The organism is Lacisediminihabitans sp. (assembly GCF_043726815.1).
Lineage (GTDB): Bacteria > Actinomycetota > Actinomycetes > Actinomycetales > Microbacteriaceae > Lacisediminihabitans.
This window is the reverse complement of sequence record NZ_JAYSJZ010000006.1, coordinates 1-17692: the sequence shown is the minus strand read 5'-3', so window position 1 is coordinate 17692 and position 17692 is coordinate 1. Positions and strand designations below refer to the sequence as shown.

Sequence of the window (17692 nt, the reverse complement as noted above, 5' to 3'; positions counted from 1 at the left end):
ACACCATAGCCCCACAGCAGAGGGATTATCAGCTTTGGCACCGAGGACACCAATAGACGTCCCGCAGCTCCAGAGCCGTGTCGCCCAGTTCACCGTGTTCGATCCGGGTTCCGCAGCGCAGACACGGCTTGCCCTCCCGGCGGTAGACCCAGGCGGTCTCGCCACGAAGCGAGCCCGTCGTCGTGCGCTCCACCCGATCCTTGTTGGCGTCGATGAGGCGTTGGGCGAGATCGACGAGTCGCTCCGGCCTGTCGACGTCTTCGACCGGGCGGGTGGGCAGGATGCCCCGCAGAAAACAGAGCTCGTTGCGGTAGACGTTGCCCAGGCCCGCCATCACCCGCTGGTCGAGCAGGGCGAGGCCGACCGCGCGGGACGGGTCGGCGGTGAGGCGCCGGAGGGCCTCGTCCGCGTCCCAGTCGGGCCCGAGCAGATCCGGTCCGAGATACCCGACGACGCTCGACTCGTCGTCGCGCGCCACGACGTCGAGCACTCCGAGCTCGAAGCCCACGGCCACCCAGTCATCGGTTTCGAGGATCGCCCGGGCCTGCCACGCCGGACGACGCCACTTCGTGCCGTGCCGGTAGAGGTGCCAGGAGCCCTCCATCTTGAGGTGGCTGTGGATGCTGTGCTCCCCAACGCGGATCAGCAGGTGTTTGCCGCGGCTGACGACGCTCTCCACGGTGTCTCCGGTGAGATCCACCGTCGCGAAGGCGGGAACCCGGATGTCGCACCGGGTGAGCGTGTCCCCGCGCAGTGCGGCGTCGAGGTTCTTCGCCGTGCGGTAGACGGTGTCGCCCTCAGGCACGCAACCGTAGTCCCTGCGGTGTGACGCTGAACCCCGCGGCGGCGAGGGCAGTGCCGACCGGGGTTCCGATCACGAAACTGCCGTCGACACGCTCCACCTTGAGCCGCCCGCGCAAGCGCAGCACGGTGCGCGCCAGCGACTCGGCGGCGGCGGCGATGGCCGGCTCCGACGCCCCGAAGGTGAGCATGGTCTTGCCGCCGCGCTCCACATAGAGGGCGAGCTCGCCGTCCACGAGCACGACGAGGGCGCCGGCCTTGCGTCCCGGCCGGTGACCGCGCCGTTCATCGTCGTCGGACGGGCTCACCGGCCAGGGCAGGGCGGCGCCGTAGGCGTTCGCCGGGTCGGTCGCGGCCAGCGTCAGTGCGGCGAGCGGGCGGTCCGGGTCCGGTTCGCGGGAGAAGGCGCGAAGCCGGTCGACCGTGGCGCCGGTGGCGAACTGCGCGGCGCCGAGACCCTCCACGAAGTAACCGCGTCGGGCCCGACCGGTCTGCTCGAATCCGCTGAGCACGCGATAGGCGAGCGCAAAGCCGCCCCGCAGACCCTCGCTCACGACCGATCCCCGGGTGACGACGCCGTACCGTTCGAGCAGTTGCTCCGCGGTCGCCACGCCGCGCACCGTCGCGTCCGGCTCGGCGAGGGGCAGGAGCGACCAGCGCCCGGCGGCGCTCGGCGGGCCGGCCTGGCTCGGCAGTGCAGCCCTCGCCCGCCCGCGGTAGGCGCGGGATCGCGGGACCGCCCTCGGCCGGGTGGTCGTCGCGCCGAGGTACGCGCGCAGCGGCGCGAGAGTGTCGTTGGTGACGAGCCCGGACCAGACCAGGTCCCAGAGCGCGGCGACGAGTTCGCCGTCGTCGGTGCTGCCGACCGCGTTGGACAACTGCCGGAAGAAGTAGGCTCCGCCACCGGCCAGGCTCGCGAGGATGCTGCGCTGGAGTTCGGTGGTCTCGGCGCCGGTCGGCTCCGGCAGGGTGAGGCCGGCCGTCTCGGCGAGGTGCAGGCTCATCCAGCCGTCGTTGCCGGCCAGCGCCCCGCCGCCCGACCAGATCACCTCGCCGCTCGCGGTCAGCTCGTCGAGCATCACGGGGGAGTAGCCCTGCACGCGGGACGGAAGCACGAGCGTCTCCCAGGCGGATGCCGGCAGCGCGACACCGGCGAGCTGGTCGATGACCGCGGCGAGGCCGTCGACCCCGCGCAGCGGCTCGTCGACGTGCTGCCAGGCCGGCAGGAACCGGGCGAGGGTCGCCGCATCCACCGGCTCCACCTCGTGCCGGAGCGCCGCGAGGGACCGGCTGCGCAGGCGGCGCAGAACCTCCACGTCGCACCACTCGCTTCCGGTCGCGCCGGGGCGGAACTCGCCCTCCGCCACGCGTCGCTGGGCGGCCAGCCGGCGCAGGGCATCCTGCACCACCGCCGTGCCGAGGCCGAAGCGTTCGGCGACGGCGGCGACGGTGAACGGCGCGTGGGTGCGGGCGAAGCGGCTCACCAGGTCGCCCAACGGGTCCTCCACCGGTTCGATGAACGCGGTGGGGATGCCGATCGGCAGCGGGGTGCCGAGGGCGTCACGCAACCGCGCGGCATCCTCGATGATCGCCCAGCGCTCGCCGCCGGCCCGCCAGATGCGGTTGGCCCGCTCGAGCTCGCGCAGGCCCGTGTCGAGGGTGCCCCCCGCCACGACCTCGGCCGCCGGCTCCAGCCTCTCCACGATCTCGGACACCGAGAGCGGCCCGAGCAGTCGAAGCAGGTCGACGACCCCCTCCAGCCCGCGGGCGCGTCGGTCGGGGGCCAGCCGCTGCAGTTCGAGCTCGGTCTGCTCGATCACCGCCGGGTCGAGCAGCTCGCGCAACTCGGCACGGCCGAGCAGCTCGGCGAGCAGGGTCGGGTCGAGGGACAGGGCGGCGGCCCGGCGTTCGGCCAGCGGCGAGTCGCCCTCATACATGAACGCGGCGACGTAGCCGAAGAGCAGGGAGCGCGCGAAGGGGCTGGCCTGCTGGGTCTCGGTCTCCACGATCCGGATGCGGCGGTTCTCGATCTGTTCGGCGAGCGCGGTGAGGGCCGGCAGGTCGTAGACGTCCTGCAGAACCTCCCGCACGGCCTCGAGCACGATCGGAAAGCTCGGGTACTTGCGCGCGACATCCAGCAGCTGCGACGCGCGTTGGCGTTGCTGCCAGAGCGGCGAACGGCGCCCCGGGTTGTAGCGCGGCAGCAGCAGCGCCCGCGCCGCGCACTCCCGGAAGCGCGAGGCGAAGAGGGCCGAGCCGCCCACCTCCTCGGTGACGATGTCGCGGAGTTCGGCCGGGTCGAAGACGAAGAGGTCGGCGCCCGGCGGTTCGCTCTCGGTGTCCGGGATGCGCAGGATGACGCCGTCGTCGCTCGCCATCGCGGCGCCCTCGAGCCCGAATCGCTCCCGGATGCGGGCTCCGACGGCGAGCGCCCACGGCGCGTGCACCTGCATGCCGTACGGGGAATGCAGCACCACGCGCCAGTCGCCGAGCTCGTCGCGGAAGCGCTCCACCACGAGGGTGCGATCGGTGGGCACGTGGCCGGTCGCCCGGCGCTGGTCGTCGATGAACGCCACCAGATTGTTGACTGCGCGCGGGTCGAGCCCGCCGGTGAGGGCGCGGGCCCTGGCCACCTCATCCGTCGCGGAGGAGATCTCCCGGGTGAACTCGCCGATGGCCCTGCCGAGCTCGGCGGGTCGCCCGATGCCGTCGCCCTTCCAGAACGGCACCTTGCCTGGCTGCCCGAAGGCGGGGGAGACGATCACCCGGTCGTGAGTGATGTCCTCGATGCGCCAGCTCGTGGCCCCGAGCGCGAACACGTCCCCGACGCGCGACTCGTAGACCATCTCCTCGTCGAGTTCGCCCACCCGTTTCGATTCGCTGCCCGAACCGCGCGCCGCGCCGTCGGCCGCGGAACCGACCATGAACACCCCGAAGAGGCCGCGGTCGGGGATCGTGCCGCCCGAGGTCACGGCAAGGCGCTGCGCTCCCGGTCGCCCGGTGAGCCGGCCGCCCACCCGGTCCCAGACGATGCGCGGTCGAAGCTCGGCGAACTCGTCAGACGGGTAGAGCCCGCTCAGCAGGTCGAGCGTCGCGTCGTAGGCCGAGCGGGGAAGGGTGGCGAACGGCGCGCTGCGCCGCACGGTCTCGAACCAGTCGTCCACGTCGATCGAGTCGAGCGCCACGGCGGCCACGGTCTGTTGGGCGAGCACGTCGAGGGGATTCTGCGGGATCCGCATCGCCTCGATCAGCCCGGCGGACATCCGCTCGCTCGCCACGGCGGAGTGGATGAGGTCGGCGCGGTGCTTGGGAAAGATGATTCCGCGCGATACCTCTCCCACCTGGTGTCCGGCGCGGCCCACCCGCTGCAGGCCGCTCGCCACGGACGGAGGCGACTCGACCTGGATCACCAGATCGACGGCGCCCATGTCGATGCCCAGCTCGAGCGAGCTGGTCGCCACGACGCAGCGCAGCCGACCGGACTTGAGGTCGTCCTCGATCAGGGCCCGCTGGTCCTTCGACACCGAGCCGTGGTGCGCGCGGGCGAGCAACGGGGCGGCCCCCGAGGTCTGGCCGGCCTGCGCCATCAGCTGGGCAGGCGGATGCGCCGGGGCGCTCGAAGACGGGGCCTCGGCGCCCACCGCCACGAGCTGCCGATCGGCCGCCTCGGCGAGGCGGTCGGAGTAGATCTCGTTGAGTCTCGCCGTGAGCCGCTCGGCGAGCCGACGGGAGTTGGCGAAGACGATCGTGGACCGGTGCTCGAGGATGCGGTCCACGATCTGTTCCTCCACGTGCGGCCAGATCGAGCCCTGGGTCGTCGTCGCCCCCGCCGCCGAGCCCTCGGAAACCGCCGAGGTGCCGAGCTCCGTCATGTCCTCCACCGGCACGACCACGGTGAGGTCGAACTTCTTCGTCGACTTCGGGGCGACGATCGTCACCGGTGCGCCGCCGGAGAGAAACCGCGCCACCTCCTCCTTCGGGCGCACGGTGGCAGAGAGGCCGATCCGCTGGGCCGGCCGGTCGAGCAGCAGGTCGAGGCGTTCGAGCGAGAGGGCCAGGTGGGCGCCCCGCTTCGTCGACGCCACCGCGTGCACCTCGTCCACGATCACCGTCGTCACGCCGCGCAGGGTGTCCCGCGCCGAGGCCGTGAGCATGAGGTAGAGGGACTCCGGAGTGGTGATCAGGATGTCCGGCGGGCGCCGCTGCAGCAGCCGCCGGTCTGACGAGGTGGTGTCGCCCGATCGCACGCCGACGGTCACCTCGGGGGGCGTCATCCCGAGCCGCTTCGCGGTCTGCGTGACGCCCACCAGCGGGGAGCGCAGGTTGCGCTCCACGTCCACCGCGAGGGCCTTGAGCGGGCTGATGTAGAGCACCCGGGTGCGGTGGTTCGGGTCGTCGGGGGCCGGCGTGGTCGCGAGCCGGTCGATGGCCCAGAGGAAGGCGGCGAGCGTCTTGCCCGATCCGGTCGGCGCGACGACGAGCGCGTTCGAGCCGCCCGTGATCGCGTCCCAGGCGCCGAGCTGGGCCGGTGTCGGCGCGCTGAAGGCGCCGGCGAACCACTCGCGGGTGGCCGGCGAGAAACGCTCGAGCACGGTGCTCATCCGTCTATCCTGCCCCGGCGGGCCGACATTGCGGACGCTCTTCGCTGACAGCGTTCCTCCGCCACCCGTCGGCGGCTAGAGCGGACGGTTCTGGCGCTGCACCCACTCGTAGTGGTCCCGCATCCCGCGTCGCACCCCGGCCCGGATCACGAGATAGCTGATGAAGATGCCGAGCGCGATGCCCGCCGCGTACAGGACGACGCCGATGATGATGGCCACGATGCCGAGGCCCTGAAATTGTGAGTAATCCATGGCTGATCGTGGCACAGGTCGCCGGTGCGCGTCACGTGCCGGCTTTAAGTGAGAATGGAGCATGAGCTCCGTAGGCACCCCCGATCCGAACTCCGGCTGGTTGTCCGATGAGGAGCTCGCCGAGACCCGGCGGCGACTGCCCCTGCTCTACGTGGAGGCAGTGCCGGTGCGCGTGGATGGCGTCGGCCAGGTGACCGAGGTCGGCATCCTGCTTCGCGCCAACGCGGCCGGGGCGATCACCCGCACGCTCGTCTCCGGACGCGTGATGTACGGGGAGAGCCTGCGCACGGCGCTGTTCCGGCACCTCGAGAAGGATCTCGGCCCGATGGCGTTCCCGCTGCTGCCGGCGAGCCCGGTGCCGTTCTCGGTGGCGGAGTACTTTCCGTTCCCCGGGGCCCAGTTCACCGATGACCGCCAGCACGCCGTCTCCCTCGCCTACGTCGTACCGGTGACCGGCACCTGCGACCCGCGCCAGGACGCCCTCGAACTCACCTGGATGACGCCCTCCGAGGCCGCATCGGATGCCGTCTCCGCCGAGATGGAGGGCGGCCGCGGCTCCCTCGTGCGGGCGGCACTCGCGTCGCTCGGCGCCCTCTACTAGCGCGGGTCTTCGGCGCCACGGTCGCGCTGCCTCGCGGCCGCGCGCCCGACTCGCGCGGCGCCTCGCCCTCGCGCCCTCGCTGCCTCACGGCCTCACGGCCTCACGGCCTCACGGCCTTCCCGGCATCCCGTGCCAGCGTGCATAACTCCTGCAAATCGCCTGCCTCAGTGCCGAGACTGCCCCTGTTCCGGCCTTTCGGCGTCGAATTGCAGGAGTTATGCACACACGCACGGCGCCGCGGCTCCACCCCACGGCTCCACCCCCCGGCTCCACGCGGCGGCCTCGTGCCCGGCTCTGCCCAGCTCCTCGTGCGCAGCTCTGCCCGGCTCCTCGTGCCGGCTCCCCGAAGCCCGGCGTGCATAACTCCTGCAATCCGCCGCTCCGGACCCCTGAACACCGGGTTTTCGGCCTCCGGGCGGAATATTGCCGGAGTTGCGCACGAGGCGGGGACGCGAAAGGGCCCCCGCACGAGTGCGAGGGCCCCTCTTCGAATGCTGCTGGCTAGCGGCCGCCGGCGCTGCGACGACGTCCGGCGCCGCCGCCCTGCGACATCCCGACGAGTCCGCCGCCGGAACCGGCGCGACCGGCGCCCGCTCCGCTGCCGCCCGAGCGGGGCGCGCTGGACGGCGCGTCACCGCTGCCGGTGCTGTAGAAGTTGCGCGAGCCGCCGGTGGCGCGGTCGGAGCGCGGGGCTGCCGATGATCCGTCCCGGTTGGCACGCTTGCGCTGGGCGTTCGCGCCCTGCGAGCGGCCCTGGCCCTGCGAGCGTCCACCCTGCGACTGGCGCGGCTGGCCCTGCGGCTGCACGGCGGCCCGCGGGGCGGGCTTGACCCAGGCCGCGACGTCGCCCACGAGGGCGGCGACGGCGGCCGAATCGGCGGTGACGTGCTGCGGGGTCACGGTGATCTCGGCCTTGCGGAGCAGAGCCGCGGTGTCCTTGCGCTGGGTGGGCAGCACGATCGTGACGACCTCGCCCTCCTTGCCGGCGCGCGCGGTGCGTCCGGAGCGGTGCAGGTACGCCTTGTGCTCGGCCGGCGGGTCGACGTGGATCACGAGCTCGATGTCGTCCACGTGCACGCCGCGGGCAGCGACATCCGTGGCCACGAGAACGCGGGAGGTGCCGGCGGAGAAGGCGGCGAGGTTGCGGTCACGCTGCACCTGCGAGAGGTTGCCGTGCAGGTCGACGGCCGGGATGCCGGCGTCGGTCAGCTGCTTGGCCAGCTTCTTGGCGTGGTGCTTGGTGCGCATGAAGAGGATGCGGCGGCCGGTGCCCGAGGCGAGCTTCTCGATGAGCAGGCGCTTGGCCTCCACCGAGTCGACCTCGAACACGTGATGGGTCATCGCGGAGACGTGGGAGGTGGCCTCGTCCACGGAGTGCAGCACCTCGTTGTGGAGGTACTTCTTCACGAGGCGGTCGACGCCGTTGTCCAGCGTGGCGCTGAAGAGCATCCGCTGTCCACTGTTCGGGGTCTTGTCCATGATGCGCGTGACGACCGGCAGGAAGCCGAGGTCGGCCATGTGGTCGGCCTCGTCGAGCACGGTGATCTCGATCGCGTCGAGCGAGACGAAGCCCTGCTTCATGAGGTCCTCGAGGCGGCCGGGGCAGGCCACGACGATGTCGATGCCGCCCTTGAGCGCGGCGACCTGTCGCTGCTGCGAGACGCCGCCGAAGATCGTGGTGAGCTTGAGGCCGTACGCCGAGGCGAGCGGCTCCATGGCCGTGGTGATCTGGGTGGCGAGCTCGCGGGTCGGCGCGAGGATGAGGCCGAGCGGACGGCCCGGGCGGCGCTGGCCGCCGGCGAGCTTGCCGCCGAGGCGGGCGATCATCGGCAGGGCGAAGGCGAGGGTCTTGCCCGAGCCGGTCTTGCCGCGGCCGAGCACGTCGCGACCGGCGAGCGTGTCGGGAAGCGTGTCGACCTGGATGGGGAACGGGGACTCGATTCCGGCCGCCGCGAGCTTCGCGACGAGCGGCTGCGGCACGCCGAGCGCGCCGAAGGAGGTGATGGTTTCAGACATGGTGATGGTGTGGTGCCTTTCGGGCATCGGTGCACACCGGGATGCGGTCGTGTCGATTGGCACGGCGCATCGGTGTGAATGGCGAAGGTGGCGATGGCCACATCCGTTCGCCGGAGAAGTATCTACGAGTCTGCCGAGGCGGACGAGAAGAGGGAGCGTTCAACGACGCAGGGAAACCGTCGTGGTTTCACAGGTATCCCCAGCATAGCACCCACGTGATTTCGGGCCCTCAGGCGACACCGCGCGGCTAATAGTTGCCGCTGTAGCGCTCGCCGGCCGGAATCTCCACGGGCACGCGGTTGCCGGCCTGGGCCAGCGGGCAGGCCCACTCCGGGTCGTATGCACAGCTCGGGTTGTAGGCGAAGTTGAAGTCGAGCACGAGCGAGTCCGGGCTGCCGCCGCGGCCGAGATCCGCGCCCTTGATCGTGTCGATGAGGTAGCGACCGCCGCCGTAGGTGCCGCCGACCGTGCCCGCGAGGGCGTCCTTCACCGGCAGGAAGATCCCGCCGCCATAGCTGCCGAGCTTCCAGACGTCGAGCGGGCCGACGCCGGGCACATCGGCGATGCCGATGAGGTCGAACGGCACGATCCCGTCGGTTCCCGTCTCGAAGTCCATGTGCTTCGGCTCCGCGGGGCGCACCTCCACCTCGAACCGCCAGGCCGGGTCGTACGGGGTCACTGGAAGTCCGGTGAACGCGGCGAGGTCCTCCGGCAGAAGCGGGGAGGCCGGATGCTCGGCGAACATCCGGTCCCGTTCCCGCCGCCACAGGTCGTGCGCGGCGAACAGGTCGGTGGAGGAACGCACCTCGGCGTAGAGGGCGAAGATCCGTCGGCGCCAGTCGGCGACGTCGAAGGGGGTCATGACACCCATCCGATCGTCTCGCTGAACACGGCCGAGCCGTCGAGGTCGGCGAGCTTGCGTCCGACGAACGCGCGCGCCCCATCCGAGGTCTGGATGCGCACGGCCGGAGTCTCGGCCAACAGAAGCTCCACGATGGCGGCGGCGGCACCGGCCGGCGTCTGGGCGGCTGCCGGGGAGAAGGCGGCGGTAGTTCGCGCGATGTAGCTGGCCAGCGCCGGACCGTAGGCCCCCGCCGCGGCGACCATCGCCGGCACGTCCACACCGACGTTGGCGACGAAGTCGCTGCTCACGGCGCCCGGCTCCACGAGGCTCACCCGCACGCCGACGGTCGCGGCCACGGGGGCGAAAGCCTCCATGAACCCCTCGACGGCGAACTTGGCGGCGCAGTACGCCTCGTTGAAGGGCTGCCCGACGATGCCGCCGACGCTGCTCACCGTGAGCACGCGTCCCTTCGACGCGCGCAGGTGCGGCATCGCCGCCCTGGTCGTGGCGACGACGCCGAAGAAGTTGACCTCCATCACGTCCCGCACGGCGTCGAGGCCCTCCTGCTCGATCGTGCCGACATGACCGGATCCGGCGTTGTTGATCAGGGCGTCGATCGCCCCGTGCGTGGCGACCGTCGCCTCGATGCAGGAGGCGATCGAGGCGGCATCCGTCACATCAAGCTGGCGGATGTCGACGGTCACTCCCGCGTCGGACGCCGCGGAGCGCAGGGCGTCGGCCTTGCCGAGGTCGCGCATCGTCGCGACCACCGTGTGGCCGGCCTGGGCGGCCTGAACGGCCACCTGCAAACCGATGCCGGTGGAGGTTCCCGTGATGAGTGTGATTGTCATCCCCGGAGGATATCCCCGCTCGGTGAACGGCGCGACCCCGCGGTGTTCACGTTCGGCCGTGTTCGGATCCGGCCGTTCTCAGATCCGGCCGCTCTCACCGCCAGGTGGGGGCGAATCGGCGCAGGCCGAAGGCACGCCACTGCCAGAACGCCCAATACGCGACCCAGAGCAGCGGGGTGACCGGGCCGGCGGTGAAGACGAGTTGGTCGCGGTACAGGGTGCGCCCGTCGGCGGTCGGGGCGATCGCGATGGAATGCTGCCACGAGGTCACGAGGGCGAGCGGCCCGCTGAGGCCCCGGCCGGTGTCGCGCATCACGCGGACCCCGTCCTCGCGTTCCGGGAACGAGATCCCGATGATCTGCTCGCCGATCGGCACGAGCCCGAACGCCTTGACGAGCACCGGGTGGTCGCCCGCCTCCCAGGCGTCGGGGAATCCGGCCGGCTCGAGCGACTCGAAGGTGGTGAATGGGGCCGACACGTCTCGCAGCCCTCGCGGGCTTCTGATGGCAGCCCAGGCGGCATCCGGTGGGCAGTCGAGAACGAGTTTGAGGAGCACTCTCATCGCGTCAGTCTGTCATCGTCCGGGGACATCCGCGGCCACGGGAATGCAGATTCGACGCGACGCGTTACTCACGAAAGGCAAGTTTTCGCACAACTGGAGGACCACATGAAGGCAGTACTCGGAGACATCGTCATCGCCGAAGCGGCCCAGGACGATCTGATCAAGATCGAGGGCAACTGGTACTTTCCGCCGCAGAGCGTGAAGAGCGAGTACCTCGTGGAGAGCGCCACCCCGTACACCTGCCCGTGGAAGGGCGAGTGCCAGTACTTCGGAGTGAAGGATGGCGACACGGTTCTGCAGGACCGCGCCTGGAGCTACCCGACCCCGTATCCGACCTCGTTCGAGCGCGTCGGCAAGGACTACAGCAACTACGTGGCGTTCTGGAAAGAAGTGCGGGTCACCGAGTAGCCCCCCGGTTGCTGAAACGCAGCCGCGGTCGCTGAAAACGCAGGAGATTCGGCGCCGCGGTACGCCAATTCGGGTGGTGACGTCGTTTCTCAGCCGGAACTCCTGCGTCTTCCGGGAGGGATGCGTGGAGACGGCTCTTGGCGTGTCGCCGTCGCCGGCGTTAGATTATTCGAACATAGGTTCGAAGGTCTGAGGAGGCGACCATGGCATTCACCCTGCAGGAGGTGGCCGTGTGGACCACGCCGCGCGGAGTCCCGCAGCGCCTGGTCTGGAACGGCACCCGGTGTCGCGTCACCGACACCCCGACGCGGCTGGAACCGGACTATTCCGCGCTCACCCATCCGGCCCCCTCGCTCGACGGCTGGCGCTTCCAGGGGTCGGACGACACGGGGACAACCCTCGTCTTCGACGTGCGGCTCGACCCCGAGTCGCGGGTCTGGCGGCTGATCCGGGTCTACGAATAGTCGCCGGCCGCGGCCCGCGCCCGGTGCGCGCGCACCTTGGAACGGTTGCCGCAGCGCTGCATCGAGCACCAGCGGCGGTTGTTGGATCTCGACTCGTCGAAGAAGATCAGCCCGCACTCGTCGGCCGCACACCGCCGAATGCGCCCGTGGGCGACCTCGCCGAACAGTTCGACGGAATCGCGGGCGATGCTCGACAGGGCCTGGCCGACGCGCACCGAGCTCCGCCCGGCCTGTCGGCTGCCCCCGGCAAGTGCGGGCGGGATGTTGGGGGTGGCCGCGTAGAGATTGACCGTGTCGATGTCGTCGCTGCTCGCCGGCCGACCGTCGCTCACCGCGTGCGCGAGGTTCGCGATGGCGGAGCGGAGGGCGAGCGCGTCAACCAGGTCGCCCTCGGTCGCCTCGGCCGTGACCCGGTCGAACCGACCGGCGAGCCAGTCGCCGAGGTCGCCCGGCGCCCGGAACTTCTCCCACTCGGGGTTCGCGCCCATCGATCCGGTGTACGCGAAGTCGAGACTGAGCGATCCAGAGTCGAACCACCACCGGGATCCGTCGGTCGAGAGGAACCATTGACCAGTATTCACGTAACCAATATAGTCGGTTACCATCTAGCGGCGAGGGGCGAATTCTGCCTGCACAGACGACCGGGGCGCGCAAAGTGCGAGAGGCTTGAGGCATGACAGGCGACAAGGGCACGACGGGCGACCAGGGCAAGGACTCGACCGGCAAGACGAAGGATGCCGGCTGGGAGGTGGGTGTTCGGGAGACGGTCACCGCACCCCTCGCGGTCGTCTGGGACTACCTGCTCGGCGATGGCCTCGCGGTCTGGCTCGGCGAGACCACGCTCACCCGGGAAAAGGGTGCGCGGTACGAGACGCGGGATGCCGTGGTCGGCGAGGTGCGGTCATACACGCCGAACGCCAAGATCCGCCTCACCTGGCGCCCCGACGACTGGCCGCACGAAACCACGCTGCAGGTGACGGTGCGCGAGGCGGCGACCGGGACCACCATCGGCATCCACCACGAACAGCTGGCCGACCGCGACGAGCGCCGCATGATGCTCGGCCACTGGAAGAACGTGATCTGGCAGCTGACCGCACCGTTCGTGAAGTCGTCGACCCTGTCCTGAGCGGAGCGCCCTACCCGGCGCGGCGCTGCCGGGCGACCACCCGCTGCGTCCAGCTGATGGCGTTGGCCGGGTCGAATCGCCGCGAGCACCGGCCGCAGGCGAGCGCTCGGGTGGGCTTGCGGTAGCGGTAGTGCAGGTGCCCGGCGGGGCACTGGCCCACCCAGGGCGCGAGTTCGTTGGCGATCTCGCCGTCGTGCAGTCTCTTGCCCTCGTAGCCGAGGTCGGCGGCGACGGCCTTCCAGCGGGGGCCGTGACCGGCCCGCGTGCCGGCCATCGCGTGCGCAACCTCGTGCAGCAGCACCTGGTGCACCTCGTCGTCGTCGTACCGTGACGCGAGGTAGCGCGACACCGAGATGTTCTTCGAGGTGTAGTTGCAGAGGCCAGCCCGCGTCTTGGCCGAGTCGAAGGCGAACGACCAGCTCGGGTCGAGGTGCAGGGCGATGAGGGCGTTGGCCCAGGTGCGCACCCTGGCCAGGTCAGCCATTCTTGAGGCTCCGGCGCATGATCACCTCGACGGCGAAACGAGAGGCCTCGATCTGGTCCCGCGGGGCCTCGGTGCGCTGGCGGATGTCGAGGGCGTGCGCCACGGAGTCCTTGGCCTCCTCGTAGCGGCCGAGCTCGAACAGCACGGTGCCCTCGTGCTGCGCGGCCGTCGCCTCCAGTGCATCCCAGCTCTCGATGCGGGACGACGCGCGGCAGGACGCCATCTCGGCGAGCGCTCGTTCGAGGTCGCCGCGGTACTGGAACACGATCGCCCGGCGCAGCCTGGCCCGGGTGAGTTGTTCGCGGTCGCCGGTGAAGTGGGCGAGCCGAAAGCACTGCTCAGCGGCCTGGAGCGCCTCGTCGAGCCGACCCAGCTGGCGGTAGAGCTCGGCCTTCTCGCCCAGGGCAGCGGTGCTGCGGCTGTCGCCGAGTTCGCTCAGCCGCGCGAGCGCGGCGTTCTCGTCCACGATCTCGCGGAGGGTTTCTGGGTCAAAGGGGGTGATCATCCCTTCGAGGTTAACCCGAGGACACCGGTGCGAGGCGCAGCTCGACGAGCTTGTCGTCACCCTGGTGCGGAGTTCCCCGGCCGTCGGTGTTGTTGGTGAGTAGCCAGAGGGTGCCGCTCGGACCCGGCACGGCATCCCGAAGGCGACCGAAGGTGCCACCGAGAAAGGCCACAGGCGGCGCGGCGGTGGCGGGGGAGATCGCCCAGAGCCTCTCGCCGCGCAGTGCGGCCAGGAAGAAGGTGCCGTCGACGAAGGCGAGTCCGCTCGGACTCGCGTCGGAGGTGGGCCACTGGTAGAGCGGATCGACGAAGCCCGACCTCCCGCCGATGCCCTCCACCACGGGCCAGCCGTAGTTGGCCCCCGGCTCGATGCGGTTGAGCTCGTCCCAGGTGTTCTGCCCGAACTCCGCCGCCCAGAGTTGCCCGGAGGCGTCCCAGGCGAGGCCCTGCGGATTGCGGTGCCCCATCGAGTAGACGAGCGAACCGCGCGTGGGATTGTCGGCCGGCACGCCGCCGGTGGCCGTCATCCGCAGGATCTTGCCGTTCAGCGACGACGGGTCCTGCGCGCGCGACGGCTGTCCGGCGTCGCCGACAGTGGCGTAGAGCATGGCGTCCGGCCCGAACTTGATTCGCCCACCGTCGTGGTTGCCGGCCTTGGCGAGTCCGTCGAGCACGGTCTGGGGGCTGCCCAGCGCGTAGCCGCCGGGCGAGCCGGTGAGGGGCATCCTCTCGATGCGGTTGTCGGATGCCGTGGTGAGGTACGCGTAGAGCCAGGTGCGGTCGGAGGTGCGCAACACCTCGAGCCCGAGAAGGCCGCCCTCGCCCTGGTGCACCACCCCGGCCACGACCCCGACGTCGCGCAGCTCGCCCGCGGCGGTGAGCTCCCTCACGGTGCCGCTGTCCCGCTCGCTGATCAGGGTGGAGTCGGAGTCGCCGAGTCTCAGGATCGACCACGGGGCGGCGAGTCCCTGCGCGAGGATCCGCGGTTCCCCCACCGGCTGTACCGGCCCGGTCTTGACGCTGCTCGTGGCCGTGGGGGCGGGCGGCAGGGGAGTCGGCGAGGGCGACGGGGCCGTGCAGGCGGCGAGCACCAGGCACCCGGCCGCCGCGGCGGCCAGCAGGGGCACTCGGCGACTCATCGGCTAGTCCCCGCGGGTGCCGACCTGGAAGATGTTCTTCGAGGGGGGAGGGGACTGCACGGCCGTGTCGTCGGTCACGATCGCCGCGCCGGCGATCCAGTTGCGCAGCTCAGACCCCTCGACGACCTTTGACGGATGCGGCCCGCCGGCGAGGAGGCGCGGCATCCACTCGAGGGGGAGCTTCTCGCGCGACCCCACCAGCACGACGTTTCCGAACCGCCGACCCTTGAGGATCTGCGTCTCGGCGAGTGCGGCGGCGTGCCCGGTCGCGGCGAGCACCGTGGCCGCCTGGCCTCGGGCAAAGGCGAGCCCGGGCCCGTCGGCGACGTTGACGACGATCACGCCGCCCGGCTTCAGGAGGGACACGGCCTCCCGGTAGAACTCGAGGCTCGTCACGTGGGCCGGGGTGCGGGCGCCGCTGAAGACGTCGACCACCACGAGGTCGACCTGGCCGCGCAGGCCGCCGGGCAGGCGACCAAGCACCTCCCGCGCGTCGCCGTGGCGCACGCGGATCGATGCGCCGCGGGGCAGCGGCAGGGTCTCGCGAACGAGGTCGACGAGGTCGGTCTCGATCTCGATCACCTGCTGGCGCGACCCGGGGCGCGTCGCCTCGATGTAGCGCGGCAGCGTGAAGGCTCCCGCCCCGAGGTGCACAGCCGTGATCGGCTCGCCCGGGAGCCCGAGCTGGTCGATCACGTGGCCGATGCGTTGGATGTATTCGAAGAACAGCTGGCTCGGGTCATCGAGATTCACGTGGGACTGGGGTGTACCGTCCACGACGAGGGTGTAGCTGCCGGGCACCCAGCGGTCGGCCTCGATGACCGCGCGATAGCCGCTGAGCGCGAGGATCACGGATGCCGGTTCTGTCACCCTTCGACCCTGCCACAGAACTCCGGGCCCGGCACCCCGGACGGGTGGCCCCTTTAGTGGGGATTTGTCATGAAACGCGCATTCGGGCACAATCGACGCTGAGGAAAATTTGAGTGTTCGCGGGGGCGAGATGAGTTTGTACGACCAGCTCGGTGGCAAGCCCGGAATCAGGCGGCTTGTCGCCGACTTCTATGACCGCATCAGCTCCGACCCCGGGCTCGACCGGTGGTTTGCCCACGCGGACCACACCAGGTATCGCGCCCAGCTTCGGGCCTACTTCGCCGTCTCGCTCGGCGGTCCGGAAGAGTACCGAGGCGGCGACCTGCGCACGGTGCACGGCGGCATGGGCATCTCGCGGGCGGCGTTCGACACGGTGATCGACCATCTCTCCGCCGCGCTCCTCGCGGTGGAGGCGGATCCCGATGTGGCCCGCAAGGTCACCAAGCAGCTTCGCTCCCTTCGCGCCATCGTGGTTGCGCCGCCGGGCGTCTAGGCCCGCCAGAGCCACCGGAACTCGCCGGAGCTCGTGGGCGCTCGCTCACGGCGGGAGTTGCGACGTCGCGGCGGGAGTTACGGCCCCGGCCCCACGCACGGCGCACCCTCGCGGCGGGGAAACCGCATCGCGGCGGGGGTTACGCCTCCCTCCGCGATGCAGTTTCCCCGCCGCGAAGGGACACAGCTCCCTCCGCGAGGACGGCAGCACGACGCGCCCCGCCCGCGCTCAACCGGGGCCAACGCGGACAATCGGGGCCAGCGCGCCGGCCCCGATTGTCCGCAGACGCCCTGTTGGCCGCAAGCGCCCGGTTTGCGGCACGACACCGCGGCACGACACCGCGGCGCGCCACGGCACCTCGTCCGCGGGGTGGAGCGCCGCACCACCCGGGCACGCAGTTGCGCGCCGCCACCGCGCCCGCGCGCCAAGCCACCGCGCCCGCGCGCCAAGCCACCGCGCGACCGCGCCAAGCCACCGACGCGACGAGCAGCCACCGGCCGGCTACGGGCGCTTCCGGGCCGAAATCGCCGGTTATACAGGAAACTTCGAAACTGGTCAAGAACATAGTGGACATTTTGCCGAGTTGCGTACTATAGTTGTTCTTTGCGCTCCCAGAATTTCTCTGCCTTCATATTGCGGTCGGCTGCGCGTGCCCGAGGCTCAAGCCCTTTCGGGTTCTCTGGGGCGATCCATCACCGACTGTAACTGGCCCCTGTAAGGCCACCGGAGGTTATTTCCTTGGCTGTTGCGCGCAACGCATCCACCTCGAACTCATCGAAAAACGGATCTCCCAAGAACGGTCGCTCAGCTGAGCGTCTCTCGTTCGCGAAGATCACGGACACCCTGACAGTTCCCGATCTGCTCGCTTTGCAGACCGAGAGCTTCGACTGGCTCGTCGGAAACGACATCTGGAAGGAACGCGCTGCAGAGGCCAAAGCCTCCGGCCGCCAGGACCTTCCGTCGCTCACCGGCCTCGAGGAGATCTTCGAGGAGATCTCCCCCATCGAGGACCTCGGCGCGACGATGCAGCTGTCGTTCACCAATCCCTTCCTCGAAGAGAAGAAGTACTCGATCGACGAGTGCAAGGAGAAGGGCAAGACCTACTCCGCTCCTCTCTACGTCGAGGCCGAGTTCATGAACCACCTCACGGGCGAGATCAAGACCCAGACGGTGTTCATGGGCGACTTCCCCCTGATGACCCCCAAGGGCACGTTCGTCATCAACGGAACCGAGCGCGTCGTCGTGTCGCAGCTCGTCCGTTCCCCGGGTGTGTACTTCGAGCGCCAGCAGGAGAAGACCTCCGACAAGGACATCTACTCCGCCCGCATCATTCCGAGTCGCGGTGCGTGGCTCGAGTTCGAGATCGACAAGCGCGACCAGGTCGGCGTGCGCATCGACCGCAAGCGCAAGCAGTCGGTGACCGTGTTCCTCAAGGCACTCGGACTCACCAGCGAGGAGATCCTCGAGGAGTTCAAGGGTTACGCCTCGATCGAGCTCACCCTCGAGAAGGACAACATCCTCACCAAGGATGAGGCGCTCAAGGACATCTACCGCAAGCTCCGCCCGGGAGAGCAGGTTGCCGCCGAGGCCGCCCGCGCGCTCCTCGACAACTTCTACTTCAACTCGAAGCGCTACGACCTCGCGAAGGTTGGTCGTTACAAGATCAACCGCAAGCT

At 70.3% G+C, this 17692-nt stretch carries 17 protein-coding genes and 1 pseudogene; 6 read left to right on the top strand and 12 right to left on the bottom strand.

From position 1 onward, the window contains the following. Positions 1-28: 28 nt before the first annotated feature. The 3 genes from ACHZD8_RS00870 to ACHZD8_RS00860 all read right to left on the bottom strand — a co-directional run bounded on the left by ACHZD8_RS00870 (position 29) and on the right by ACHZD8_RS00860 (position 5654). The gene (locus ACHZD8_RS00870) at positions 29-805 is read right to left on the bottom strand and encodes a DNA-formamidopyrimidine glycosylase family protein (RefSeq protein ID WP_394768197.1); all 777 of its coding nucleotides are present in this window, start codon (positions 803-805) and stop codon (positions 29-31) included. Further along, positions 798-5402, bottom strand: coding sequence for an ATP-dependent helicase (locus ACHZD8_RS00865; protein ID WP_394768196.1), 4605 nt, complete (start codon positions 5400-5402; stop codon positions 798-800). Before ACHZD8_RS00865 ends, ACHZD8_RS00870 begins: the two co-directional genes overlap by 8 nt. 75 nt (positions 5403-5477) lie before the next feature. Then, positions 5478-5654: a hypothetical protein gene (locus ACHZD8_RS00860; protein ID WP_394768195.1), complete on the bottom strand. Its 177-nt coding sequence runs from the start codon at positions 5652-5654 to the stop codon at positions 5478-5480. A 61-nt stretch (positions 5655-5715) separates the two neighbouring features. On the opposite strand from ACHZD8_RS00860, the gene ACHZD8_RS00855 reads away from it, so the two are divergent. Continuing rightward, positions 5716-6255: an NUDIX hydrolase family protein gene (locus tag ACHZD8_RS00855; RefSeq protein WP_394768194.1), complete on the top strand. Its 540-nt coding sequence runs from the start codon at positions 5716-5718 to the stop codon at positions 6253-6255. Between the two features lie 501 nt (positions 6256-6756). Here ACHZD8_RS00855 and ACHZD8_RS00850 read toward each other — a convergent pair. The 4 genes from ACHZD8_RS00850 to ACHZD8_RS00835 form a co-directional block, all read right to left on the bottom strand. Beyond that, complete coding sequence (locus tag ACHZD8_RS00850; protein ID WP_394768193.1) at positions 6757-8271, bottom strand: DEAD/DEAH box helicase; 1515 nt, start codon at positions 8269-8271, stop codon at positions 6757-6759. Positions 8272-8518: 247 nt separating this feature from the next. Continuing rightward, positions 8519-9133, bottom strand: coding sequence for a DUF1684 domain-containing protein (locus tag ACHZD8_RS00845; protein ID WP_394768191.1), 615 nt, complete (start codon positions 9131-9133; stop codon positions 8519-8521). Continuing rightward, positions 9130-9966: an SDR family NAD(P)-dependent oxidoreductase gene (locus tag ACHZD8_RS00840; RefSeq protein WP_394768190.1), complete on the bottom strand. Its 837-nt coding sequence runs from the start codon at positions 9964-9966 to the stop codon at positions 9130-9132. Before ACHZD8_RS00840 ends, ACHZD8_RS00845 begins: the two co-directional genes overlap by 4 nt. A 94-nt stretch (positions 9967-10060) precedes the next feature. Next, positions 10061-10528: a hypothetical protein gene (locus ACHZD8_RS00835; RefSeq protein ID WP_394768189.1), complete on the bottom strand. Its 468-nt coding sequence runs from the start codon at positions 10526-10528 to the stop codon at positions 10061-10063. A gap of 105 nt (positions 10529-10633) precedes the next feature. Here ACHZD8_RS00835 and ACHZD8_RS00830 point away from each other — a divergent pair, with 105 nt between their 5' ends. Beyond that, positions 10634-10936, top strand: coding sequence for a DUF427 domain-containing protein (locus ACHZD8_RS00830; RefSeq protein WP_394768188.1), 303 nt, complete (start codon positions 10634-10636; stop codon positions 10934-10936). Positions 10937-11139: 203 nt separating this feature from the next. After that, complete coding sequence (locus ACHZD8_RS00825) at positions 11140-11400, top strand: hypothetical protein (protein WP_394768187.1); 261 nt, start codon at positions 11140-11142, stop codon at positions 11398-11400. On the opposite strand, the gene ACHZD8_RS00820 is transcribed toward ACHZD8_RS00825, so the two are convergent. Next, positions 11391-11981, bottom strand: a complete 591-nt coding sequence (locus ACHZD8_RS00820) for a CGNR zinc finger domain-containing protein (protein WP_394768186.1) — start codon at positions 11979-11981, stop codon at positions 11391-11393. The genes ACHZD8_RS00825 and ACHZD8_RS00820 overlap by 10 nt on opposite strands. Positions 11982-12073: 92 nt before the next feature. Between ACHZD8_RS00820 and ACHZD8_RS00815 the strand changes: the two genes are divergently transcribed. Beyond that, positions 12074-12526 carry an SRPBCC domain-containing protein gene (locus tag ACHZD8_RS00815; RefSeq protein ID WP_394768185.1) on the top strand — a complete coding sequence of 151 codons (453 nt, stop codon included), beginning with the start codon at positions 12074-12076 and terminating at the stop codon, positions 12524-12526. Positions 12527-12536: 10 nt separating this feature from the next. Here the strand turns inward: ACHZD8_RS00815 and ACHZD8_RS00810 are convergent, their stop codons facing one another. The 4 genes from ACHZD8_RS00810 to ACHZD8_RS00795 are packed head-to-tail and all read right to left on the bottom strand — an operon-like array spanning position 12537 to position 15523. After that, positions 12537-13010: a SprT-like domain-containing protein gene (locus ACHZD8_RS00810; RefSeq protein ID WP_394768184.1), complete on the bottom strand. Its 474-nt coding sequence runs from the start codon at positions 13008-13010 to the stop codon at positions 12537-12539. Next, positions 13003-13515: a tetratricopeptide repeat protein gene (locus ACHZD8_RS00805; protein ID WP_394768183.1), complete on the bottom strand. Its 513-nt coding sequence runs from the start codon at positions 13513-13515 to the stop codon at positions 13003-13005. Before ACHZD8_RS00805 ends, ACHZD8_RS00810 begins: the two co-directional genes overlap by 8 nt. A 10-nt stretch (positions 13516-13525) precedes the next feature. After that, the gene (locus ACHZD8_RS00800) at positions 13526-14653 is read right to left on the bottom strand and encodes a PQQ-dependent sugar dehydrogenase (RefSeq protein ID WP_394768182.1); all 1128 of its coding nucleotides are present in this window, start codon (positions 14651-14653) and stop codon (positions 13526-13528) included. 3 nt (positions 14654-14656) lie between these two features. Then, the gene (locus ACHZD8_RS00795; RefSeq protein ID WP_394768181.1) at positions 14657-15523 is read right to left on the bottom strand and encodes a spermidine synthase; all 867 of its coding nucleotides are present in this window, start codon (positions 15521-15523) and stop codon (positions 14657-14659) included. Positions 15524-15653: 130 nt separating this feature from the next. Here ACHZD8_RS00795 and ACHZD8_RS00790 point away from each other — a divergent pair, with 130 nt between their 5' ends. Then, the gene (locus tag ACHZD8_RS00790) at positions 15654-16016 is read left to right on the top strand and encodes a group 1 truncated hemoglobin (protein WP_394768180.1); all 363 of its coding nucleotides are present in this window, start codon (positions 15654-15656) and stop codon (positions 16014-16016) included. 738 nt (positions 16017-16754) lie between these two features. Further along, positions 16755-17692: pseudogene (locus tag ACHZD8_RS00785) on the top strand (DNA-directed RNA polymerase subunit beta); the annotation flags it as partial.